The 22,581-nt window shown below is 68.6% G+C and carries 20 protein-coding genes; 3 read left to right on the forward strand and 17 right to left on the reverse strand.

Annotated features, from left to right (window positions below):
- Positions 1-199: 199 nt before the first annotated feature.
- From argH to argC, 8 genes are read right to left on the reverse strand one after another with little or no spacing between them, the layout of a single operon-like run.
- Positions 200-1,609, reverse strand: a complete 1,410-nt coding sequence (gene argH, locus AMYHA_RS15970) for an argininosuccinate lyase (RefSeq protein WP_034272164.1) — start codon at positions 1,607-1,609, stop codon at positions 200-202.
- A complete protein-coding gene (argG, locus tag AMYHA_RS15975; RefSeq protein WP_034272166.1) occupies positions 1,609-3,039 on the reverse strand; it encodes an argininosuccinate synthase in 1,431 nt (476 codons plus the stop codon). The genes argH and argG overlap by 1 nt, the downstream gene beginning before the upstream one ends.
- A gap of 23 nt (positions 3,040-3,062) precedes the next feature.
- The gene (locus tag AMYHA_RS15980; protein WP_034272168.1) at positions 3,063-3,575 is read right to left on the reverse strand and encodes an arginine repressor; all 513 of its coding nucleotides are present in this window, start codon (positions 3,573-3,575) and stop codon (positions 3,063-3,065) included.
- Positions 3,572-4,495: an ornithine carbamoyltransferase gene (gene argF / locus AMYHA_RS15985; RefSeq protein ID WP_034272171.1), complete on the reverse strand. Its 924-nt coding sequence runs from the start codon at positions 4,493-4,495 to the stop codon at positions 3,572-3,574. Before argF ends, AMYHA_RS15980 begins: the two co-directional genes overlap by 4 nt.
- 1 nt (position 4,496) lies before the next feature.
- Positions 4,497-5,678, reverse strand: a complete 1,182-nt coding sequence (locus AMYHA_RS15990) for an acetylornithine transaminase (RefSeq protein WP_034272173.1) — start codon at positions 5,676-5,678, stop codon at positions 4,497-4,499.
- Entirely contained in the window at positions 5,675-6,595 is a 921-nt protein-coding gene (gene argB / locus AMYHA_RS15995) for an acetylglutamate kinase (protein ID WP_034272175.1), read from the reverse strand. The genes AMYHA_RS15990 and argB overlap by 4 nt, the downstream gene beginning before the upstream one ends.
- Complete coding sequence (gene argJ / locus AMYHA_RS16000; RefSeq protein WP_231104958.1) at positions 6,592-7,815, reverse strand: bifunctional glutamate N-acetyltransferase/amino-acid acetyltransferase ArgJ; 1,224 nt, start codon at positions 7,813-7,815, stop codon at positions 6,592-6,594. Before argJ ends, argB begins: the two co-directional genes overlap by 4 nt.
- Positions 7,816-7,820: 5 nt before the next feature.
- The gene (gene argC, locus AMYHA_RS16005) at positions 7,821-8,864 is read right to left on the reverse strand and encodes an N-acetyl-gamma-glutamyl-phosphate reductase (RefSeq protein WP_034272177.1); all 1,044 of its coding nucleotides are present in this window, start codon (positions 8,862-8,864) and stop codon (positions 7,821-7,823) included.
- 203 nt (positions 8,865-9,067) lie between these two features.
- Here argC and AMYHA_RS16010 point away from each other — a divergent pair, with 203 nt between their 5' ends.
- Positions 9,068-10,342 (forward strand): DDE-type integrase/transposase/recombinase, encoded by a 1,275-nt coding sequence (locus AMYHA_RS16010; RefSeq protein ID WP_157361786.1) that lies wholly within the window; start codon positions 9,068-9,070, stop codon positions 10,340-10,342.
- A gap of 162 nt (positions 10,343-10,504) precedes the next feature.
- The gene (locus tag AMYHA_RS16015; RefSeq protein WP_231104780.1) at positions 10,505-11,005 is read left to right on the forward strand and encodes a GNAT family N-acetyltransferase; all 501 of its coding nucleotides are present in this window, start codon (positions 10,505-10,507) and stop codon (positions 11,003-11,005) included.
- 126 nt (positions 11,006-11,131) lie between these two features.
- Here the strand turns inward: AMYHA_RS16015 and pheT are convergent, their stop codons facing one another.
- The 6 genes from pheT to infC all read right to left on the reverse strand — a co-directional run bounded on the left by pheT (position 11,132) and on the right by infC (position 16,999).
- Positions 11,132-13,636, reverse strand: a complete 2,505-nt coding sequence (gene pheT, locus AMYHA_RS16020; RefSeq protein ID WP_034272179.1) for a phenylalanine--tRNA ligase subunit beta — start codon at positions 13,634-13,636, stop codon at positions 11,132-11,134.
- Positions 13,637-13,703: 67 nt separating this feature from the next.
- The gene (gene pheS / locus AMYHA_RS16025; RefSeq protein ID WP_034272181.1) at positions 13,704-14,756 is read right to left on the reverse strand and encodes a phenylalanine--tRNA ligase subunit alpha; all 1,053 of its coding nucleotides are present in this window, start codon (positions 14,754-14,756) and stop codon (positions 13,704-13,706) included.
- 87 nt (positions 14,757-14,843) lie between these two features.
- Complete coding sequence (locus AMYHA_RS16030) at positions 14,844-15,653, reverse strand: TrmH family RNA methyltransferase (protein ID WP_231104781.1); 810 nt, start codon at positions 15,651-15,653, stop codon at positions 14,844-14,846.
- 11 nt (positions 15,654-15,664) lie between these two features.
- Entirely contained in the window at positions 15,665-16,045 is a 381-nt protein-coding gene (gene rplT, locus AMYHA_RS16035; protein WP_034272186.1) for a 50S ribosomal protein L20, read from the reverse strand.
- A gap of 76 nt (positions 16,046-16,121) precedes the next feature.
- Entirely contained in the window at positions 16,122-16,319 is a 198-nt protein-coding gene (gene rpmI / locus AMYHA_RS16040; RefSeq protein ID WP_034272188.1) for a 50S ribosomal protein L35, read from the reverse strand.
- A gap of 122 nt (positions 16,320-16,441) precedes the next feature.
- On the reverse strand, positions 16,442-16,999 hold the full coding sequence (gene infC, locus AMYHA_RS16045) for a translation initiation factor IF-3 (RefSeq protein ID WP_034277511.1): 558 nt from the start codon (positions 16,997-16,999) through the stop codon (positions 16,442-16,444).
- 309 nt (positions 17,000-17,308) lie between these two features.
- Here infC and AMYHA_RS16050 point away from each other — a divergent pair, with 309 nt between their 5' ends.
- Positions 17,309-17,617: a DUF1844 domain-containing protein gene (locus AMYHA_RS16050; protein ID WP_051400424.1), complete on the forward strand. Its 309-nt coding sequence runs from the start codon at positions 17,309-17,311 to the stop codon at positions 17,615-17,617.
- A gap of 148 nt (positions 17,618-17,765) precedes the next feature.
- Here AMYHA_RS16050 and AMYHA_RS16055 read toward each other — a convergent pair whose 3' ends face one another.
- From AMYHA_RS16055 to AMYHA_RS16065, 3 genes are all read right to left on the reverse strand, one after another.
- The gene (locus AMYHA_RS16055; protein WP_034272192.1) at positions 17,766-18,206 is read right to left on the reverse strand and encodes an SRPBCC family protein; all 441 of its coding nucleotides are present in this window, start codon (positions 18,204-18,206) and stop codon (positions 17,766-17,768) included.
- Positions 18,207-18,233: 27 nt separating this feature from the next.
- On the reverse strand, positions 18,234-21,089 hold the full coding sequence (gene uvrA / locus AMYHA_RS16060) for an excinuclease ABC subunit UvrA (RefSeq protein WP_034272194.1): 2,856 nt from the start codon (positions 21,087-21,089) through the stop codon (positions 18,234-18,236).
- 66 nt (positions 21,090-21,155) lie between these two features.
- Positions 21,156-22,436 (reverse strand): acyltransferase family protein, encoded by a 1,281-nt coding sequence (locus tag AMYHA_RS16065; protein WP_051399983.1) that lies wholly within the window; start codon positions 22,434-22,436, stop codon positions 21,156-21,158.
- Between the last annotated feature and the right edge of the window lie 145 nt (positions 22,437-22,581).

Consider the following 22,581-nt stretch of genomic DNA (forward strand, 5'->3'; position numbering starts at 1 on the left):
GCTGGCGTGCGCACCCGTCGCGTCGTCTGCGGGGATCCACGTTCTCTTGGCAGTCGATCTACTTACCCTGCGCTATGACCACCTAAGCTGGACAAACCGGACACGGTGTGGTTGCAGGGCAGGGTAAGTAGATCAACTCCGCCGTCGTGCGGTCCAACGTGCCCGGCCAGTGCGCCGCGCCGTCCGAAGCCAGCCGTCCCTACTCGCCGCTCCAGGCCCGGGCGTCGGCCACGCGCTTCTCCACGCGGCCGAGCTGCTCCGCGACCCGTGCCGGGGCGGTGCCGCCGTGGGCGTCGCGGGACGCGATCGACCCCGCCACCGTCAGCACCTCGCGCACCGCGGGCGTCAACGCCAGGTTGATCGCCGCCAACTCGTCGTCGGTCAGCTCATCGAGACCGACGTCGCGGGACTCCGCCACCCGGACGCACTCCCCCGACGCCTCGTGCGCCACCCGGAACGGCACGCCTTGGCGCACCAGCCACTCCGCGATGTCCGTCGCCAGGGTGAACCCGGCTGGCGCCAGCTCGGCCATCCGCTCGGTGTGGAACGTCAGGGTGCCGACCATCCCGGCGATCGCGGGCAGCAGCAGCTCAAGGTGCGCCACCGAGTCGAACACCGGCTCCTTGTCCTCTTGCAGGTCCCGGTTGTACGCCAGCGGCTGCGCCTTCAACGTCGCCAGCAGCCCGGTGAGGTTGCCGATCAGCTTCCCGGACTTGCCCCGCGTCAGCTCCGCGACGTCAGGGTTCTTCTTCTGCGGCATGATCGAACTGCCGGTGGCCCAGGCGTCATCCAGTGTCACGTAGCCGAACTCGGCGGTGTTCCAGATGATCACCTCTTCGGCGATCCGCGACAGGTTCACGCCGAGCATCGCCACCGCGAACGCGAACTCCGCCGCGAAGTCCCGCGATGCGGTGCCGTCGATGGAGTTCTCCACCGCCGCGCCGAAGCCCAGGTCGGCGGCCACCGCCTCCGGATCGAGCCCCAACGACGACCCGGCCAACGCCCCGGAGCCGTACGGCGACTCGTCGGTGCGGGCGTCCCAGTCACGCAGCCTGCTCACGTCCCGCAGCAACGACTGCGCGTGGGCGAGCAGGTGGTGCGCGAGGAGCACGGGCTGAGCATGTTGCAGGTGTGTACGGCCCGGCATCACGGCATCCGGATGCGCCTTGGCCTGCGCGACAAGCGCATCGACGACGTCGAGCGTGCCCGCGGTGACCCGGCGCGCGGCATCCCGCAGCCACATCCGAAACTGCGTCGCGACCTGGTCGTTCCGAGACCGTCCGGCGCGCAGCTTGCCACCCAGGTCGGCACCCGCCCGCTCCAGCAGGCCACGTTCCAGCGCGGTGTGGACGTCCTCGTCGGCGATGGTCGGCGTGAACTCCCCTGAGGCGACGTCGGCCTCCAGCGTGTCCAGCGCTGCCAGCATCCGCTCCAGCTCATCGGCGGTGAGCAGGTCGGCCGAGTGCAGCACGCGGGCGTGCGCACGCGAGCCCGCGATGTCATAGGGCGCCAGTCGCCAGTCAAAGTGCGTCGAGGCGCTGAGCTTCGCCATCGCCTCGGCGGGCCCGCTGGCGAACCGGCCACCCCACAGCTTCACGTCGTCAGCCATCAGTCGGTCCCGAACTCCATCGCGGCCTCGTCGAGGGACGTCTGCGCGTCGCGCGATGCCTCCGGATTGGCCGTGATCCGGTCCGCGCCCCCTGCTGGCAGCTCCCCGAACAGCGTGCCGTTCTCGACGAGGACCTGGCCCTGGTCGAGCGGCTGTTCGGCGTAGAACTCGAGCTTATGGCGCGAGTCGGCGATGTCGAGGTTGCGCATCGTCAGCTGTCCGATCCGGTCGGTCGGACCGAACGCGGCGTTGGCGACCCGCTCCATCGACAGCTTCTCCGGGGCGTAAGAGAAGTTCGTGCCTTCGGTGTTCAGGATCGTGTAGTCCTCGCCGCGCCGCAGTCGCAGCGTCACCTCGCCTGTGACCAGCGAGGCGATCCACCGCTGAATCGCCTCCCGCATCATCAGCGACTGCGGGTCCAGCCAGCGGCCTTCGTAGAGCAGCCGTCCGAGCTTGCGTCCCTCGGAGTGGTAGTTGGCGATGGTGTCCTCGTTGTGGATCGCGTTGAGCAGCCGCTCGTAGACGATCCAGAGCAGCGCCATGCCTGGCGCCTCGTAGATACCGCGCGACTTGGCCTCGATGATCCGGTTCTCGATTTGGTCGGACATGCCGAGTCCGTGGCGACCGCCGATGGCGTTGGCCTCCATCACGAGGGCGACCGGGTCGTCGTAGCGCTTCCCGTTGATCGCGACCGGGCGGCCCGCCTCGAACCGCACGGTGACGTCCTCTGGCTCGATCTCCACCGCGGGATCCCAGAACCGCACCCCCATAATCGGCTCGACCGTCTCCAGCGAGACGTCGAGGTGTTCGAGGGTCTTGGCCTCGTGCGTGGCGCCCCAGATGTTGGCGTCGGTGGAGTACGCCTTCTCCGCCGGGTCACGGTAGGGCAGGTTGTGCTCGGTCAGCCACTCGCTCATCTCCTGCCGGCCGCCGAGTTCGCGCACGAAGTCCGGGTCAAGCCACGGCTTGTAGATGCGCAGCTCGGGGTTGGCCAGCAGCCCATAGCGGTAGAACCGCTCGATGTCGTTGCCCTTGAACGTCGAGCCGTCGCCCCAGATATCAACGCCGTCGGAATGCATGGCGCGGACCAGCATCGTGCCGGTGACGGCCCTGCCGATCGGGGTGGTGTTGAAGTAGGCGCGACCGCCGGAACGAAGGTGGAACGCGCCGCAGGCCAGAGCGGCAAGGCCTTCCTCGACGAGCTGCTGCTTGCAGTCCACCATCCGGGCGATCTCCGCGCCGTACTCCTTCGCGCGGCCGGGCACGCCGTCGATGTCGGATTCGTCGTACTGCCCGATGTCGGCGGTGTAGGCGCACGGAATCGCGCCCTTCTCGCGCATCCAGGCCGCGGCCACGGAGGTGTCGAGCCCGCCGGAGAAGGCGATGCCGACGCGCTCTCCCTTGGGCAGGGACATCAAAACCTTGCTCAATGTTCTCTTCCTTCGCTTGAGGGTCAGTCGTCGTGGGGGTGGCCGCGGTGGTTCCCGCCGCCCGCCCCATCGGCCAATGCGGTGAGTTGGCTGGCCAGTGCGTCGCCACCGGCTGGGTCGCGGGCGATCACCATGACGGTGTCGTCGCCCGCGATGGTGCCGAGCACCTCGCCGAGCGCGGCCCGGTCGATCGCGCTCGCCAGGAACTGCGCCGCGCCGGGCGGAGTGCGGATCACGGTGATGTTGGCCGAACCTTCCGCCGACACCAGCAGCTCGCCCAGCAGCCGGGACAGCCGCGACGTCCCGCCCTGGACGCCCTTGACCGGACTGCCGTCCTCGGGGATGACATACACCGGCGCGCCGCCGTCCGCCGCGCGCAGCTTCACCGCGCCGAGTTCGTCGAGGTCCCGCGACAACGTCGCCTGCGTGACCTCGATGCCGTCCGCCGCGAGGATCTTCGCGAGCTCGGTCTGACTCCGGATGCCCGACGTCGAGACCAGCTCGATGATCCGTGCCTGCCGCCCTGCTCTGGTCATCGCCTCATCAACCACACCAGCAGCGCCTTCTGGGCGTGCAGCCGGTTCTCGGCTTCGTCCCACACCGCACTGGCGGGGCCGTCGATCACCTCATCGGTGATCTCCCACCCACGGTGCGCGGGCAGGTCGTGCAGCACGATGGTGTCGTCCTTGCCGGTCTTGGCCAGCAGCTCGGTGTTGACCTGGAACGGCCGGAACGGCCCCACCCTGTCCTTACCGTCGGTCTCCTGCCCCATCGACGTCCACGAGTCGGTGGTCACGACGTCCGCGCCGTCTACAGCGGCGACGGGGTCGGTGAACACGCCCACCGAGCCGCCGGTCTCCGCCGCCCGTGCTCGCACCAGCTCCTGCACCCACGGCAGCGGGTGGAAGCCCTCCGGGGCGGCGATCCGCACATGCAGACCCGCGGTGACACCGCCGAGCAGCAGCGAGTGCGCCATGTTGTTGGCACCGTCGCCAAGGTAGGTCAGTGTCTGCCCCGACAGGGTGCCCTTGCGTTCCCGGATGGTCTGCAGGTCCGCGAGCACCTGGCAGGGGTGGAACTCGTCGGTGAGCGCGTTGACCACCGGGACGGTCGCCGCGTTGGCGAAGTGGTTCATGCGCTCCTGCGCGAATGTCCGCCACACCACGCCGTCGACGTAACGCGACAGCACTCGCGCGGTGTCCTCGATGGTTTCCTCGCGGCCAAGCTGCATCGCGCGGCCGTCGACGACCACGGCGTGCCCACCGAGCTGCGCGATGCCGACCTCGAACGAGAATCGGGTGCGGGTGGAGTTCTTCTCGAAGATCACCGCGACCGCGCGGGGCCCTTCGAGCGTGCGGGTGCCGAGCGGGTCCGCCTTGAGGTCGTCGGCGAGGTCGAGCACCTCGGCCTGTTCGGCGGGGCTCAGGTCGTCGTCCCGCAGGAAATGGCGTGGCATGTTAGCTCTCCTGTCCGGCGTCAAGTCCGACGTCGAGTGCGGCGGGCAGCGCGGCGAGGAAGTCCGCGACCTGCCGCTCGGTGATGATCAGCGGCGGAGCGAGGCGGATCACGTCCGGCTGCACCGGGTTGATGAGGTAGCCCGCGCGCTGCGCCGCGGTGGCTACGGTGGGCGCGACCGGCTTGGTCAGGCCGATGCCCTGCAGCAGCCCAGCGCCCCTGACCTCGGACACCAGCGGGTGATCTAGCTTCCGCACTCCCGCGGCGAGATCCTTGCCCAGCGTCTCGACGTGGTCCAGCAGGCCCTGCTCCCGGATGGTGCGGATCACCGCATGCCCTGCCGCGCACGCGATCGGGTTGCCGCCGAACGTCGTGCCGTGCTGACCGGGCTTGAGCAGTTCTCCCGTCTGGCCGATGCCGATCACCGCGCCAAGCGGCAGCCCACCGCCGAGGCCCTTGGCGAGCGTGATGACGTCCGGCGTCACGCCTGCCTGCTGGAACGCGAACCAGCTGCCGAGCCTGCCGATGCCAGTCTGCACCTCGTCGAGCACCAGCAACGCACCCGCCGCCGTCGCGATCTCTCGCGCGGCCCGCAGGAACCCGTCCGGCGCTGGCACCACGCCGCCCTCGCCAAGCACCGGCTCGACGAACACGGCAGCGGTGTCACCGTCCACAGCGGACTCCAGCGCGGCCGTGTCACCGAACGGCACGTGCGTGACGCCAGGCAGCAGCGGTTCGAACGGCTCTCGCTTGGACGGCTGTCCCGTGACGCTCAGCGCACCCATGGTGCGGCCGTGGAAGCCGCCATCACAGGCCACGAGCTTCGACTTGCCGGTCAGCCGGGTGATCTTGATCGCGGCTTCGACGGCTTCCGCACCCGAGTTGCAGAACAACACCTTGCCGCTGAGCCCCGCGATGTCGAGCAGCGTCTCGGCGAGCGACAGCGCGACCGGGTTGATGTAGAGGTTCGAGGTGTGCCCGAGCGTGGCGACCTGCTCCGAGACGGCCTCGACCACGGCGGGGTGGGCGTGGCCGAGCGCGTTCACCGCGATGCCGCCGACCAGATCCAGATAGGCGTTCCCGTCGGCATCAAAGACGGTGGCACCGTCACCCCGCACCAGCTCCAGCGCGGGCGTCCCGTAGTTGTCCATCATCGCGGCCTGCCACCGCTGCTGCGCGGTCATGCCTGCTCCTGTTCCGGCAGCACCATGGTGCCGACTCCGCTCGAGGTGAACACTTCCAGCAACACCGAGTGCGCCAGCCTGCCGTCGATCACGTGCGCGCTGCCGACGCCGCCGCGTACCGCCCGCACGCAGGCTTCCATCTTCGGAATCATGCCGCTGGCCAGGCTGGGCAACATCTCTTCAAGCCGATCAACGCGCACCTTGTCGATCAGCGACGACCGGTCGGGCCAGTTGGCGTAGAGGCCCTCCACATCGGTGAGCACGACCAGCTTCTCCGCGCCAAGCGCCGCCGCGAGCGCACCGGCGGCGGTGTCGGCGTTGACGTTGTGCACCACGCCGCCAGCGTCCGGGGCGACGGTCGACACCACAGGGATGCGGCCCGCGTTGACGATGTCCAGTACGGCGTCCGGGTTCACGCTGCTGACCTCGCCGACGAGTCCGATGTCGACCAACTCACCGTCCACAGTGGCCTGTTTGCGCATCGCGGTGAACAGGTGCGCGTCCTCGCCGGAGATGCCGACGGCATACGGCCCGTTCGCGTTGATCAGCCCAACCAGCTCGCGGCTGACCTGACCGGTGAGCACCATGCGAACGACGTCCATCGTCTCGGGAGTCGTGACACGCAGCCCGCCGGTGAACTCGCCGTCGATGCCGAGCCGGTCCAGCATCGCCGAGATCTGCGGCCCGCCGCCGTGCACGACGACCGGCCGGATGCCCGCGAGCCGCAGAAACACCATGTCCTGCGCGAACGCCTGCTTGAGCTCGTCGTCGACCATGGCGTTGCCGCCGTACTTGATCACGATGGTGGCGCCGTGGAACCGCTGCAACCATGGCAGCGCCTCGATCAGCACCTCGGCCTTCTGCCCCGCTGTCGCCAGCCGCGAGTCGGCGGAAATGGTCTGTTCGCTAGGGGTCATGACGAGTACGCGCTGTTCTCTTCGACGTAGCCGTGGGAGAGATCGGTGGTGTAGATCGTGGCCGCGTGTTCCCCGCCGCCGACCGTGATCTGGATCTCGACGTGCGCACCGCTGAGGTCCACAGTGGACCGATCCTGCGCCGGGACGCCGTCGGTCAGTAGCGACACGCCGTTGATTCTGATCGACAGCATGGCCGGGTCGATCTGAGCGTCGCTGCGGCCCACGGCCATCGCGATCCGGCCCCAGTTGGGGTCTGAGCCGAACAACGCGGTCTTGACCAGGTTGTCCTCCGCGACGGTGCGTCCGACCCTGACGGCATCGCCCTCACTCTCCGCACCAGTCACGGTGATGTCGACCAGCTTGGTGACGCCCTCTGCGTCGGCCTGCAACTGCCGCACCAGGCTCAGCGAGACGTCGGTGAGCGCGCTGATGAACTCATCCAGCGAGGGTGTGACTCCGCTGGCACCGGAAGCGAGCAGCAGCACAGTGTCGTTGGTTGAGGTGCCGCCGTCGACGTCGAGCCGTTCGAACGTCGCCTTGGTCGCCGCCCGCAGCGCGGTGTCGAGCGCCTCGCCGCTCAGCGCGGCATCGGTGGTGATCACCGAGAGCATGGTGGCCATGTTGGGCGCGAGCATCCCGGCTCCCTTGGCGAAACCGCCGATGCTCCACCCGTGCGGATGGCTGACGCTGGCCTGCTTCGGTTTGCTGTCGGTCGTCATGACGGCGGTGGCGGCCTGCAGCGCGGACTCCGTGGCGGTCGACAGCGCCGATGTGGCCGTGTCGACCCCGGGCAACAGAGCGTCCATCGGCAGCCGCTCCCCGATCAGGCCGGTGGAGCACACGGCGACCTCGATCGCGCCTACCTCCTGATCACCGCTGGTCAGCACCTCGGCGACCTTCTCGGCAGTGGCGTGGGTGTCCTGGAAGCCCTCGGGGCCGGTGGCGGCGTTGGCGCCGCCGGAGTTGAGTACGACCGCGCGGAGAGTGCGCTCCTTGAGCACCTGCTGCGACCACAGCACGGGCGCGGCCTTGACGACGTTGCGGGTGAACACGCCAGCGGCGTCCTGGTTCGGGCCGTCGTTGACGACCAGTGCGAGATCCAGCGCGCCGCTGCCCTTGATGCCAGCGGCGATACCGGACGCGCGAAAACCTGCCGGGGCGGTGACGCCGGTGTCGGTGGACACGCCGGCCACGGCGATCGGCTCGACGGTGGTGGTCACGTCGGTCACGGTGCGACTCCTGTCGTGGGTAGCCCTGCGGTTTCCGGCAGGCCGAGCGCGAGGTTCATGCACTGCACCGCGCCGCCCGCCGTGCCCTTGGTGAGGTTGTCGATGGCCGCGATGACGACGAGCCTGCGGGTATCGGCGTCGACCGTGACCTGTATGACGACGTTGTTCGAGCCGACCGTGGCCGCCGTCGTCGGCCAGGACCCCTCTGGCAGCACGTGCACGAACGGCTCGTCGGCGTAGGTCTTGGCATAGATCGCGCGGACGGCGTCGGCGTCGATGTCCGCGGTCAGCGGCGCGCTCGCGGTGGTGAGGATGCCGCGCGGCATCGGCGCGAGCACCGGCGTGAACGACACCGAGACCCGCTGACCTGCCGCCCAGCTGAGGTTCTGGGTGAATTCCGGGGTGTGGCGATGCGCGCCGCCGACGCCGTAGGCGCTGACCGAGCCCATCACCTCGGCGCCGAGCAGGTGCGGTTTGAGAGCCTTGCCCGCCCCGGAGCTGCCGGTGACCGACACGACGGCGATCTCCGGCTCGATCAACCCGGTGTGCAGCGCGGGCGCGACGGCGAGTGTGCCGCCGGTCGGATAACAGCCGGGCACAGCGACCCGCCGCACGTCCCTGAGCGCCGCCCGCTGGGCGTGGCCGTCCGGCAGCGGCAGCTCGGGTAGCCCGTACGGCCACGCCCCCGCGTACTCGCCGCCATACCACCGCTGCCACGCGTCGGCGTCAGTGAGCCGGTGATCGGCGCCGAGGTCGACGACGAGGACGTCGTCGCTGAGCTGTCCCGCTAGCTCGGCGCTGTGACCGTGCGGCAGCGCGAGGAACACCACGTCGTGGCCTGTCAGGGCCTCCGGGGTGGTGTCAGCGAGCACGCGATCGGCGAGCGGGGTGAGATGCGGGTGATGCTGCCCCAGTGGGGTACCCGCGTTCCCACCCGCGGTGAGCGCGCCGATGCGAACCTCGGGGTGAGTGAGCAGCAGGCGCAGCAGCTCGCCCCCGGCGTATCCGCTTGCTCCGGCAACAGCGACCGTGACCGTCATGTGTATGAGTATGCATGACCATGCAAGGCCACTCAAACTGATTTTGGGTGCGTCATGTCACCTTGGCGCGGATGAGAGCCCCGATCTGTGTGGATCTTGAGGCGTTGTGGCTGCTATAGCGACTGCCGTGTGTCTTGAGATGTCGGACGGTGGTGTGTCGGGACATGGCTGACACCTGAGTGCTGTGGCCAGACTTGCTGGTCATGGCGGAACAGGTGGTTGCTATGGAGATCCGGCTGTTGGTGGCGCTGGCCGGACGCCCAGGACAGGAACGGGTCAATGTCACCGCGTTGTGTGCCGAGCTCGGGATCTCGCGGGACACGTTCTACCGGTATCGACGCCGCTTCGACGGCCGTGGCCTGGAGGGGGTGCTGCCCCGGTCGCGGCGCCCACACCACTCGCCGGGCCAGACCCCGGACTGGCTGGAGGAGTTGATCGTGGCCACGCGCCACGAACTCGACAGGCAGGGCTGGGACTGTGGGGCACGCTCGATCCGCTACCGGCTGCTGCGGCGCGGCATCAGCCCCTCGCCCACGGCGCGCACGATCCATCGAGTGCTGGTGCGCCGCGGTGAGATCACCCCGGCGCCGCAGAAACGGCCCCGCTCGTCGTGGCGGCGGTTCGAGTTCGCCGAGCCGAACGGCTGCTGGCAGATCGACGGCACCGAATGGCACCTGGCCGACGGCACTCCCGCGGTGATCCTGCGGGTGCTCGACGACTGTTCCCGCAAAACGCTGGCCAGCAGGGCAGCAGTGAGCGAGAACGCCGCCGACGCCTGGGGCTGCATGCTCACCGCGCTGACCCGCCACGGACGCCCGGCGATCCTGCTCTCCGACGGCGGCGCGGCGTTCACCGCCCGCCACCGTGGCGGGTGGGCGGCATTCGAGGCCAACCTGCGCGCCCTGGCCATCACCCCCGCGGTCGCCAGCCCGCACCACCCACAAACCTGCGGCAAGAAGGAACGCGAATGGCAAACCCTGAAACGCTGGCTGCGTGCCCGCCCCACCGCGGCCAACCTGACCGAACTACAGCAGCAACTCGACCTCTACGACGCCGCCTACAACGCGCTCCGACCCCACCAAGCCCTCGACGGACACACCCCCGACGAACGCTACGCCCAACGCCACACCACCAGCGACAACAACGACGACACCCCACCCGCACCTCTGCCCCCACTACCAGTGGTGCGCGACGTCAAAGCCAGCACGACCGGCACGGTCGCCATCGGCCGCCACCAACAAGCCCAAGTCGGCATCCAATGGCAACACGCCCAGCTCACCGTATTCCGCGACGGCAACCGCGTCGCGATCTTCCACCGCGACCACCTCGTCCGCGCCCTCGACGCCGACCCCAACCGCCGCTACCAACCCCTCGGCAGCCGACCCGGCCCACCACGACGACCACGCCTGGCCCTACCCAACTCCCCACTGCCCCACCCCCAACTAGCCGAAGCGAGAAACCAACCCAACCACAAATGATCAGCGTACTGTCAGACATGTCCGGACACACGTGTCAGACATGTCCCGCCACACCACAGCTGCTATAGCGACCACGAAGTCTCAAGATCCACACCTGTCGAGTCGGGCACGACTTCACCGTACGCAGGAAAAACAGTGGACGTCATCGACACAATCGGGTGCGTGACTGACACGACTGCGCGACTGACGATCTCGACCGCCTCTCCCCTGCCCGACGATCCCGACGGCTACCGCATCCTTCGGGCGTACATGGCCGAGGTCGCGTCCCGCTTCTGGGGGTCAGCGGCCACCAGCGCGGAGGTCGACGAGGTGCTGCTCGAAGACCCGAGCGACGACCTGGTGCCGCCGACTGGGGTGTTTCTGCTCGCCCGCGACGCGTCCGGCCCGGTGGGATGCGTGGCTGTCCGTCGCCTCAGCGACGGCGACTGCGAACTGAAGCGGATGTACGTCGATCCTGCCGCGCGCGGGCGTGGCGTCGGACGAGAGTTGGTCGCGGCGGCGGAACAGGCAGCGCGGGAGTTCGGGGCGACCACGCTGAAGTTGGACACCCGCGCGGATCTGGTGGAAGCCCGCACGCTCTACGTCTCGTGCGGGTTTGTCGAGATCAAGGCGTACAACGACGCGTGGTACGCCGACCACTGGTACGCGAAGCGGCTCCGGTGAGGCGCGACCAACCCGTCGACGTCGGCAATGCCGAACACAACGTCCGGAGTGCCGAACACAACGTCCGGAGTGCCGGACACGACGTCGGGAGCGCGGGACACGGCGTCCGGAACGGGGGACACGGCGTCAAGTCCGCAGGGTCGCGCCGTGGCGGTCGTGGGCCGCGGCCAACGCCGCGTCGCGGACCTCGGTGGCTTCCTCGACCGTCAGAGTGCGGTCGGGGTCGCGCACCCGCAGCTTGAACGCCAGTGACTTCTTGCCCTCGCCGACCTGCTCGCCGGTGTAGACATCGAACAGCGCCACGTCCTCGAGCAACTCCCCGCCGCCGCGTCGCAGCGACTCGGCCAGGTCGGCCGCTGGCACTGAGTCGTCCACCACCAGGGCGATATCCAGCAGCACCGGCGGGTACGGCGACACCGACGGCTGCGGCCGCAGCTCGGCCACCGGCACCGCGTCCAGGGCCAGCTCCATCGCGACGGTGCGCTTCGGCAGGTCCAGCGCCTCGATCACCTTCGGGTGCAGCTCACCGGCGAACCCGACGATCTGCTCGCCGACGTCGAGCCGCGCACAGCGGCCGGGATGCCAGGGCAGCTCGTCGGCGGCCGAGACGGTCAACTCCACCCCTGATGCGGCGGCGACCGTGCGGGCTGCCTCGATCGCGTCCGCCCAGGTGGCCTGCTCACCAGCGCCCCACCAGCCCGCGCGCCTGCGCTTGCCGGTCAGCACCGTAGCGACGTGTAGCGGTTGGGCCGGCACGGCCGCTTCCAGCGTGGCGACCTCCTCATCGGATGGCCGCTGCGCGACGCTCGGATCGGGCACGGCTGGCGCATCCGCGCTCGGCTGGACGACCTGCCCGATGTGGTACAGCGACAGGTCCTTGAAGCCACGCGAGACATTGCGCTGCATCGTCTCCAGCAGGCCTGGTAGCAGTGTCGTCGCCAGCTGGTTCTTCTCCGCCTCGAGCGGGTTGAGCACCGTCGATGTCCTGCGGCGCGGGTCGGCGTCGGCGAGGCCGAAGGCGTCCCACACCGAGCCGGACACGAATGGGAACGGCAGCACCTCGACGTAACCCGCCTCGGCCAGCGCGCGGGACACCGTCCTGCGCCTGCGCTGCGCCGGAGTTAGCCCCGACCCGGCTGGCGCGACCGGCAGCGTCGACGGGATGCTGTCGTAGCCTTCCAGCCGCAGCACCTCTTCGACCAAGTCCGCGGGCTGAGTCAGATCCGCGCGCCAGCTCGGTGGCTCGGCCACCACCAGCGCGGTGCCGTCGTCCGCGGTGTCGATGCCAACCTTGCAGCCGATCTGGGTGAGCCTGCGCACGGTCACGCCGCGCTCGTAGCGCACGCCAGCGGTGCGGTCAGGCAACGAGATCGGCATCGCGATCGCGGGCAGCGGCGTCACGCCACCCTCGTCGGTCCTGCTTTCCTCGATCGTGCCCGAGCCGTAGTCCCGCAACAGCCGCGCTGCCATGTCGACCGCCACCGGGCACATGGCGGGGTCGGCGTAGCGCTCGAACCGCTTCGCCGCCTCGGAGAACAGTTTGTGCCTGCGCGCGGTGCGACTGATCGACGCCGGGTCCCAGTGCGCGGCCTCAAGCAGCACATCGGTGCTCTCCGGATTGATCTCCGTACTGGCCCCACCCATGATGCCCGCGAGCGAGATCACGCCGGAGTCGTCGTTGATCACCATGTCGTCGGGGTCGAGTTCGCGCACCACGTCGTCCAACGTGGTCAGCTTCTCGCCCTTCTCCGCGCGCCGCACCACCAGCTCGCCCGTGACGCTGCCGGTGTCGAACGCGTGCAGCGGCTGACCGAGCTCCAGCATCACGTAGTTGGTGACGTCGACCGCGAGCGAAATCGACCGGATCCCGGCGAGCATCAGCCTGCGCCGCATCCACCACGGCGTCGGCGCGGACGCGTCCAGCCCGGTGACCCTGCGCAGCACGAACCGGTCGCAGCCAGCGGGATCAGCGATGCTGACCGGCCAGGTATCGCAGTCGGTCACCGCCAACTCGCGCATACCGGGATCCGCGAACGGCAGGTTCAGCGCACACGACAGCTCACGGGCGAGCCCCCGGACGGACAGCGCGTAGCCGCGGTCCGGCGTCGGCGCGAGGTCCAGCACCGTGTCATCGAGGCCGAGACCTTCGCGGGCATCGTCGCCGGGGCTGGCGCTGTCGCGCGGCAGCACCAGGATGCCGCTGTGGTCCTCACCAAGGCCCAGTTCGCGCGCCGAGCAGATCATGCCCTCGCTGACGTGGCCGTACGTCTTGCGCGCGGAGATCGCGAAGTCGCCGGGCAGCACCGCGCCAGGCAGCGCCACCACGACGAGATCGCCTTCCTCGAAGTTGGTCGCACCGCAGACGATGCCCCGGGTCGGCTGCTGGCCATCGGTGCTCTCCGGCTCGATGTCGCCGACCTCGACACGGCAGTAGCGAATCGGCTTCTTGAACTCGGCCAGCTCCTCGATCGCGGCGACTTTGCCGACCACGAGCGGACCGGTGACCGGGCCCAGCTCGTCGACGTCCTCGATCTCGACGCCGACGCGGACCAGCGCGTCCACCAGTTCAGCCGGGCCGGTGTCCGGACCGACCTCAAGGTGCTCGGTCAGCCAGCTAACGGGAACCCTCATGACGCCTCCGTATCCTGCGGGACACCCGCACCCGGTCGGCTTACCTGAGCGGAATGGCGAGTGTCGCTCATGACGCCTCCACTCCGAACGGCATGGTGAACCGCACGTCCCCCTCGACCATGTCGCGCATGTCCGGAATCCCGTTGCGGAACTGCAGCGTGCGCTCCAGCCCCATGCCGAACGCGAACCCGGAGTACACCTCTGGATCGACACCGCAGGCGCGCAGCACGTTCGGATTGACCATGCCGCAGCCGCCCCACTCGACCCAGCCGGGGCCGCCCTTCTTCTCCTCGAACCAGACGTCGACCTCGGCGGACGGCTCGGTGAACGGGAAAAAGTGCGGCCGCAGCCGCGTCTCGGACTTCTCGCCGAACATCGCCCGCGCGAAGGCGTCCAGCGTGCCTTTGAGGTTCGCCATCGTGATGCCCTTGTCCACCGCGAGGCCCTCCACCTGATGGAACACCGGGGTGTGGGTGGAGTCCAGCTCGTCGGTGCGGTACGTGCGGCCAGGGCACACGACGTAGACCGGTGGTGCGCGGTGCAGCAGTGTGCGGGCCTGCACCGGAGAGGTGTGCGTGCGCAGCACCAGCCGGGAGTCCTCCGGCTCGACGTAGAAGGTGTCCTGCATCTGTCGCGCCGGGTGGTCCTTGCCGAAGTTCAGCGCGTCGAAGTTGAACCACTCGGCTTCCAGCTCAGGGCCCTCGGCGACCTCGTAACCCATGCCGATGAAGACGTCGGAGATCCGCTCGGCCAGCGTGGTCATCGGGTGGCGTGCGCCGCGCGGGACACGGTCCCACGGCAGCGTGACATCGACGGCCTCCTCGCGCAGCACCCGCTCGTCGCGCTCTGCCTGCAACGCCGCCTTGCGCTCGTCGAACGCGGCCTGGATCGCCGTGCGTGCCTCGTTCACCCGCTTACCGGCGTCAGCCTTCTCGTCCTTCGGCAACGACCCGATCTGCCGTCGCGCCAGCAGCACAGGGGCCTGGTCACCGAGGTGAGCTGGCTTGACGGCGGCGAGCTGATCGAGGTCGGCCGCAGCGGCGAACGCCGCCGTCGCCTCCTCGACCGCCGCACTGAGCGCCTCCTGCGTCAGCACCTGTGTGTCGTCCGCTTTCGACATCGCGCTGTCTCACGACTCCTTGCGTCCCAGTTCTTCCGTTGCGATCGTGCCGCATGACCGGTAACTCAGTGCGACCGGCCCTCCCGCCTACGACTCCGCTCGGTGTGCGCGTGCGCTGGCGTAGAGACAGACGGCGGCCGCCGTGGCGAGGTTGAGGCTTTCCGCGTCCCCGTAGATTGGCACGCGTATGGCGCCATCGGCAGCCGAAATTTCCTCGGTGGACAGTCCGTGCGCCTCGTTGCCGAACACCCACGCGGCCGGTGCCGCCAGATCGGCGGCGTCCAGATCCTCGGACGCCGAGCCGTCGGCGGCGACGACCCGCAGGCCGTGCGCGCGGCAGGCGTCGTACACCGCGTTGACGTCGTGCTCCCGCGCGATGGGCAGGTGGAAGACGCTGCCGGTCGAGGCCCGGACGCACTTGCCGTTGTGCACGTCGACGGCGTCGGCGGCGAAGATCACAGCGTCCGCTCCCGCCGCGTCGGCGACCCGGACGACGGTGCCCGCGTTGCCGGGGTCGGCGATCCCGGCGAGCACGACGACGAGTCGCGGTGCGCCGCGGAGCGCGTCGTCCAGCGCGATCTCGAGCAGCTCGCACACCGCGACGACGCCCTGCGGCGTCACGGTCTCGGACAGCATCCCGGCGGCGCGGGTGTCGACCTCGGACACCGTCACGCCCGCGTCGGTGGCGCGTTCCAGCAGCTCGGCGTGACGATGCGCCGCAGCCTCGGTGACGAACAGTTCGTGCACTCGTTCCGGTGTCCGCAGCGCCTCACGGACCGCCTGCGCACCTTCGGCCAGAAACCGGCCTGCCTGTCGCCTGCCACTGCGCGATGTCAGCTTGCGCGCAGCGACGACCCGGGGCGTTCGATGAGTGAACACCCCGGGTCGTCGAGTCACTGACGTGTCGCTCAGGCCGACTTCTTGGCGTCCTGCGCGGGCACGTTCTGCTTGGCCACCTCGGCCAGCGCGGTGAACGCGGCCTCGTCGGTCACGGCAAGCTCGGCGAGGATCTTGCGGTCCACCTCGACACCGGCGGCCTTCAGGCCCTGGATGAACCGGTTGTAGGTGATGCCGTTGGCCCTGGCCGCCGCGTTGATGCGGGTGATCCAGAGCTGGCGGAAGTCGCCCTTACGGGCCCTGCGGTCCCGGTACGAGTACGTGAACGAGTGGAGGTTCTGCTCTTTGGCCTTGCGGTACAGCCGCGAACGCTGGCCTCGGTAGCCCTTGGCCAGTTCGAGAGTTGCGCGACGCTTCTTCTGGGCGTTCACCGCCCGCTTGACGCGTGCCACGGGTCCATCCTGTCGATTCAGGGGGCGCTGCTCGCACCCCGGGTGTACATCTGTCGGCGGTTGTCAGGCGTGGGGCTCAGCGACGGCCGAGCAGCCGCTTGATCGTCTTGACGTCACCGGTGGCGACGTCGGTCGTGCCTTCCAGCCTGCGGGTGACGCGGCTCGACTTCTTCTCGAGCAGGTGCCTGCGGCCCGCCTTCTGCCGGCGAAGCTTGCCCTTGCCGGTCGTCTTGATGCGCTTGGCTGTGCCGCTGTGCGTCTTCTGCTTGGGCATTGCTGCCCCTCCTTCGATGTCCCTCTGCAACGGGCGGGCGGCTCGCGCAAGAGGCCGAGATCGACCCTCCGGTTGCCCCGAGGGGGCGCACCGGTGCGCGAACGATGTCGACGAGAGGAGGCTTACTTGCCTGCCTTCGTCTTGGATTTTGAGCTTTTGTGCGGTGCGAGCACCATGATCATGTTCCTGCCGTCCTGCTTCGGGGCGGACTCGATCGTCCCGAGGTCGGCGACATCATCAGCCAGCCGCTGCAGCAGCCGGAACCCCAGCTCGGGCCGCGACTGCTCACGGCCACGGAACATGATCGTGACCTTGACCTTGTTCCCCGCGCTGAGGAAGCGGGCCACGTGGCCCTTCTTCGTCTCGTAGTCGTGGGGGTCGATCTTCGGCCGGAGCTTCTGCTCCTTGATCACCGTCTGCTGCTGGTTGCGGCGAGACTCACGGGCCTTCTGCGCACTCTCGTACTTGTACTTGCCGAAGTCCATGAGCTTGGCCACGGGTGGGCGCGCCTGCGGGGCGACCTCAACGAGGTCAAGGTCCGCTTCCTGCGCCAGCCGCAGGGCGTCCTCGATACGGACGATCCCGACCTGTTCACCGTTCGGCCCGACGAGCCGAACCTCGGGAACGCGGATGCGCTCATTGATGCGCGTGTCGGAGCTGATGGGGCCTCCTTGGTCTATGTCCTGTTCGTCTGCGTGACCCGGTGCCCCAAAAACGTCGAGCCCCTGCTGCCTGACGGCAAACTGGGGCCCGCTTCCGATCGATGCCCACATACACGGGCACCTTCGCCGTGGGCATCGCGCCGACGGCGAGACCGGACCCGGCCACCGGGTGGGTGACTCAGGTGGGAGCGGGGCTCCACTTGCTCACCCCCGAACTCTCGGGGGCTGGTCGCACATGGAAGGGTAGCAGACGTGCAGCACAACGATTCATCCTCGTCCGATTATTCCGAACTCGGCGCCGGTGACGCCGGGCTCAGCTCCCGTGAGTTGGCGACGATCCCGAGCGTGGAAGTCATCAGCAGGGCCGCCGTCATGCTGCTGTCGGCATCGGCGGAGCGCCTCGGCCTCGCCGACGAGGACCCCGACCTGAGCCCGCACCGCGACCTCGACGAGGCCCGGCGACTGATCACCGCGCTCGCGGGTCTGGTCACGGCATCGGCGGAGTACCTCGGCGCGCACGCGGGACCGCTGCGCGACGGCTTGCAGTCGGTGCAGCGGGCATTCCGAGAGGCATCGGCGGTGCCGGACGCGCCTGGCATGGGGCCGGGCGAGAAGTACACCGGGCCGGTGAGCTGAGGGGTCGCCAGGTAACGCCCCAGGCCGCGCCACATCCGACACCTTCGCCGGTGGAATCGCGAAAGTGACGCCGGCTATCGCACGGAATGCCCGGTTTCCTGGGCAATAACCCCGGCGAAGACCTGGACCTGCACCGTCGGCGCAGCGCTCAGGCCAGGTAACGACGCAGACCACGCTGGCCGCGCCACATCATCGCCGCGTGATTGGCCCTGAGCATCGGCCAGATCACCGGCTCGAACGGCAGCAGTGAACGTTTACACAGCACCACGTCCTGCTCGATCCACACCACCGTGCGATCGCCGTCCTCGACGACCTGGGCGCCACAGTAACCCTCCAAGTCACCGGAAATGGCGACCCGCATGGTGCCCGTCGTGGTGTCTTCCTCCGCACGCTTGAGGCGCAGGCGCAACGCGACCGGCAGCACCGCCCTGACCAGGACATCCCCGGAGTCACCGTCCTGCCTGCGCACGTCACGGACATCGGGCCACCAGGCCGGATACCCATCGACGTCGGCCAGCGTGGCGAACACCGCCTCGGCGTCCGCGCGCACCGTCCAGACATCGCGAAAGCGGTAACTGTCTCGGGACACCTCGCCAGCGTAGGTGCTCGCGAAAGCTCAGCCCAGGATCGGCTTGAGGTACTGGCCGGTGAAGCTGCCCGGGACGGCGGCGACGTCCTCCGGGGTGCCTTCCGCGACCACGGTGCCGCCACCAGAGCCGCCACCGGGTCCGAGGTCGATGATCCAGTCCGACATCTTGATGACGTCGAGGTTGTGCTCGATGACCATCACGGTGTTGCCCTTGTCGACCAATCCGTTGATGACGCCGAGCAGCTTGGAGATGTCCTCGAAGTGCAGTCCGGTTGTCGGCTCATCGAGCACGTACACTGTCTTCCCGGTGGATCGCTTCTGCAGTTCGGAAGCCAGCTTGACCCGCTGCGCCTCACCACCGGACAACGTCGGCGCTGGCTGGCCCAGCCGCACGTACCCGAGGCCGACGTCGACGAGCGTCTTGAGGTGCCGATGGATCGCCTTGATCGGCTCGAAGAACTCCGCCGCCTCCTCGATGGGCATGTCGAGGACCTCGGCAACGGTCTTGCCCTTGTAGTGGACCTCCAGCGTCTCCCTGTTATACCGAGCGCCCTTGCACACCTCGCACGGGACGTAGACGTCCGGCAGGAAGTTCATCTCGATCTTGATCGTGCCGTCACCGGCGCAGGCCTCGCATCGCCCGCCCTTGACGTTGAACGAGAACCGCCCCGGCTGGTAGCCGCGCACCTTCGCCTCGGTGGTGGCCGCGAACAGCTTGCGCACGTGGTCCCACACGCCGGTGTAGGTGGCGGGGTTGGAGCGCGGTGTCCGTCCGATCGGTGACTGGTCGACGCGCACCAGCTTGTCCACCAGGTCCAGCCCGCGCACCCTGGTGTGCCTGCCCGGCACCTGGCGCGCGTTGTTGAGTTTGTTCGCCAGCACGGTCGCCAGGATGTCGTTGACCAGCGTGGACTTGCCGGACCCGGACACCCCGGTGATCGAGATCAGACAGCCGAGCGGGAACGAGACGTCGACGTTGCGCAGATTGTGCTCCCGCGCGCCGACCACGGTGAGCTGACGTTTCCGGTCCACCGGACGCCGCACGGCAGGGACGCTGATCTCCCTGCGCCCGGCCAGGTAATCACCGGTCAACGACTTACGGTTGGTCAGCAACTTCTCGTACGGGCCGCTGTGCACGATCTCGCCACCGTGCTCACCCGCGCCGGGACCGATGTCGACCACCCAGTCGCTGGACGTGATGGTGTCCTCGTCGTGCTCGACGACAATGAGCGTGTTGCCGAGGTCGCGCAGCCTGCTCAGCGTCTCGATCAGCCGGTGGTTGTCGCGCTGGTGCAACCCGATCGACGGCTCGTCCAGCACGTACAGCACGCCGACCAGGCCGGATCCGATCTGCGTCGCGAGCCGGATGCGCTGCGCCTCTCCCCCGGAGAGCGTGCCCGCACCGCGGTCAAGCGAGAGGTAGTCCAGCCCGACGTCGAGCAGGAAGTGCAGCCGCGCCTGGATCTCCTTGAGCACCGCGCCCGCGATCATCGCCTCGCGTTCACCAAGCACGAGGCCGTCCAGGAACTCCGACGCTTCGGACACCGAGTACGCGCAGACCTCGGCGATGGAGCGCGCGCCCTTGGTTTTGTGTTCCATGGTGACCGCGAGGATTTCCGGTTTGAGCCTGGTGCCCTGGCACGCGGGGCAGGGCACCTCACGCATGTAGCCCTCGTAGCGTTCCCGCATGTACTCCGACTCGGTCTGCTCCCGCCTGCGCTCGAGGAACGGGATGACGCCCTCGAAGTTGGCGTAGTACGAGCGCTTCCTGCCGTAACGGTTGCGGTAGCTGACGTGGACTTGCTCGTTGACACCGTGCAACACGGCCTTCTGCACCTTCGCGGGTAGCTTGCGCCACGGGGTGTCCATGCGGAATCCGATGGCCTCGGCCAGCGACGTCAGCAGCCGCTGGAAGTACTCCGCGGTCTGGCCGCCAGCCCACGGCGCGATCGCACCGTCGCCCAGCGAGAGCTCGTCGTCCGGAACGACCAGTTCCGGGTCGACCTCCTTGCGCACGCCGATGCCGGTGCAGTCCGGGCACGCGCCGTACGGCGAGTTGAACGAGAACGACCTCGGCTCCAGGTCCTCGACGGCTAGCGGATGCCCGTTCGGGCACGCCAGATTCTCGGAGAACCCCCTGGTTCGGTGCGGATCGTGTTCCGGCAAGTCGACGAAGTCCAGCTCGACAAGGCCGTCCGCGAGCCGCAACGCCGTCTCAACCGAGTCGGTGAGCCGCTGTTTGGCGCTCGCCTTGACCGTGAGCCGGTCCACGACGACGCCGATGTCGTGCTTTTCCTGCTTCTTGAGCTTCGGCGGGTCGGTCAGTGAGTGCACCGCGCCGTCGACGCGCACGCGGGAGTAACCCTGCTGCTGGAGGTTCGCGAACAGGTCGACGTACTCGCCCTTACGCCCCCTGACGACCGGCGCGATCACCTGGAACCTGGTGCGCTCCTCCATGTCGAGCACCTGGTCGACGATCTGCTGCGGCGTCTGCTTGCGGATCGGCTCGCCACACTGCGGGCAGTGCGGCTTGCCCGCGCGGGCGTAGAGCAGCCGCAGGTAGTCGTAGACCTCAGTGATGGTGCCGACCGTCGAGCGCGGGTTGCGCGACGTCGACTTCTGGTCGATGGAGACGGCTGGCGAGAGCCCTTCGATGAAGTCGACGTCGGGCTTGTCCATCTGGCCGAGGAACTGGCGCGCGTACGCCGACAGCGACTCGACGTAGCGGCGCTGCCCCTCAGCGAAGATCGTGTCGAACGCGAGGCTCGACTTGCCGGACCCGGACAGCCCGGTGAACACGATCAAACTGTCGCGGGGCAGGTCGATGTCGACGCTGCGCAGGTTGTGTTCGCGGGCACCACGAACGACGAGACGGTCGGACACCGAAGGGTTTCCCTTCACTGGCACTGTGGGTAGCGATCACGGCTTGAGCAAGCCGTCGCACCCATGCTAAAGCCGACCCCCGACAAGTTCGGGCTCGCGTTCCCTCTCAGCTCCTCGCCGCAGGCGCCGTGTCCCCCATTCCCGACGCCGTGTTCCGCCTTCCGGACGTCGTGTCCGCCGCTCCGGACCCGGTGTTCCCCGTTCCTGACGCGGTGGACCGCTGGTGAGCCTTCGATACGCCGGGCGTTCGACCAGCACTGTCAACGCCCACCCCGCGAGCAGCGCCGCGCCGGTGACCAGCACCAACCGGAGCCACCCCGGCATTCCGGCATCGGAGAGAACCCGTGCGAGCACGAAGCCCAGCTGCTGGTGCACGAGGTAGAGGCTGTAGCTGATGCCCGCCAACCACACGATCGGGCGCCGCAGAGCACGCAGCACCCAGTTGTCCCATTCCGGTCCCCGCGCGGCCGCGGCGATCAGCACGAGCATCACCGCGAAGCCGATGCCCGCTTCCGTAGGGAAGGGTGCCTTGACGGCATGCAGCACAACACCGACCGAGCCGAGCACAACCAGCTCGACGTGGGAGATCTCCCGCCGCGACCACAACCAGATCGCGACGCCGAGACCGAACAGGTACGCGTGCCCTATCCCGGTGCCCGCCTGGATGGTGCCGAGCACCGCCGTCACCGGCTGTGGCAGCCACTTCAGCGGCCACAACACGACCGGCAGCAGAACGAGCACCCGCGCCAGCGTCTGCAGCCGCGCCCCGCGCAGCCGACGGCGCCACAAGATCGCCGCCCCGATGAACGCGGCCACCTGCACCGGAAGCGTCCAGTACGCCCAGTCGATGAAGCGCAGGTCCGCACTCCACGGCTGCAGCAGCGTCAGGTTGGCGAGCAGGTCAGCGGGGGTTGGCAGGTACCACGGATCGTGCGCTGCGGGTGATGTCGCGTACGGCGTGCCGAACAGGACACCGATCAGGCCGTTCCGCACATGCCAGCCGTTGAAGGCGAGTACCGCCACCCGAGTGACTACGTAGGTGAGGACGACCGCGGTGAGGTACGCGGGCAGCAGGCGCGCGAGACGTCGTCGCAACCACCGGCCCGGCTCCTCGCGGCGGATCGTGACGCACGCGAAGAACGCCGAGATCACCAGCAGTACCGACGCGCCCATGCGCATGGAGACCGTGACCGGGTACGAGTCGACACCGGGCATGACCGCTGGGCCGATGAAGGTGATGTGCCCCATCATCACGGCGACCACCGCGACAACGCGGATCAAGTCCCAGTTGATCTTGCGGGCGCTCGGTGGACGCACTGCGGCGCCACGCAATTCGGTTCCGGCCACGCGAGTCCCCTGTCTACCAGTTGAATCCGGCACACAGTACGAGATCGACGTCACGGGTGATCACAGGCCTACCTCATAACGTGACGTCAGCCGCATGAGATACCGGGCATACGGCGTCGCGAGCGGGGGACACGATGGATCGTTA

Source organism: Haloechinothrix halophila YIM 93223, from assembly GCF_000504245.1.
Taxonomy (GTDB): Bacteria; Actinomycetota; Actinomycetes; order Mycobacteriales; family Pseudonocardiaceae; genus Haloechinothrix_A; species Haloechinothrix_A halophila.

What these genes read in the sequence shown, in the direction of transcription:
- pheS (WP_034272181.1), bottom strand. Translation starts at nt 14,756, where the DNA reads ATGTCGAAAGCGGACGACACACAGGTGCTGACGCAGGAGGCGCTCAGT.
- AMYHA_RS15990 (WP_034272173.1), bottom strand. Translation starts at nt 5,678, where the DNA reads ATGACCGCGCAGCAGCGGTGGCAGGCCGCGATGATGGACAACTACGGG.
- AMYHA_RS15980 (WP_034272168.1), bottom strand. Translation starts at nt 3,575, where the DNA reads ATGACCAGAGCAGGGCGGCAGGCACGGATCATCGAGCTGGTCTCGACG.
- argF (WP_034272171.1), bottom strand. Translation starts at nt 4,495, where the DNA reads ATGCCACGCCATTTCCTGCGGGACGACGACCTGAGCCCCGCCGAACAG.
- AMYHA_RS16010 (WP_157361786.1), top strand. Translation starts at nt 9,068, where the DNA reads ATGGCGGAACAGGTGGTTGCTATGGAGATCCGGCTGTTGGTGGCGCTG.
- pheT (WP_034272179.1), bottom strand. Translation starts at nt 13,636, where the DNA reads ATGAGGGTTCCCGTTAGCTGGCTGACCGAGCACCTTGAGGTCGGTCCG.
- rpmI (WP_034272188.1), bottom strand. Translation starts at nt 16,319, where the DNA reads ATGCCCAAGCAGAAGACGCACAGCGGCACAGCCAAGCGCATCAAGACG.
- argB (WP_034272175.1), bottom strand. Translation starts at nt 6,595, where the DNA reads ATGACCCCTAGCGAACAGACCATTTCCGCCGACTCGCGGCTGGCGACA.
- argH (WP_034272164.1), bottom strand. Translation starts at nt 1,609, where the DNA reads ATGGCTGACGACGTGAAGCTGTGGGGTGGCCGGTTCGCCAGCGGGCCC.
- argC (WP_034272177.1), bottom strand. Translation starts at nt 8,864, where the DNA reads ATGACGGTCACGGTCGCTGTTGCCGGAGCAAGCGGATACGCCGGGGGC.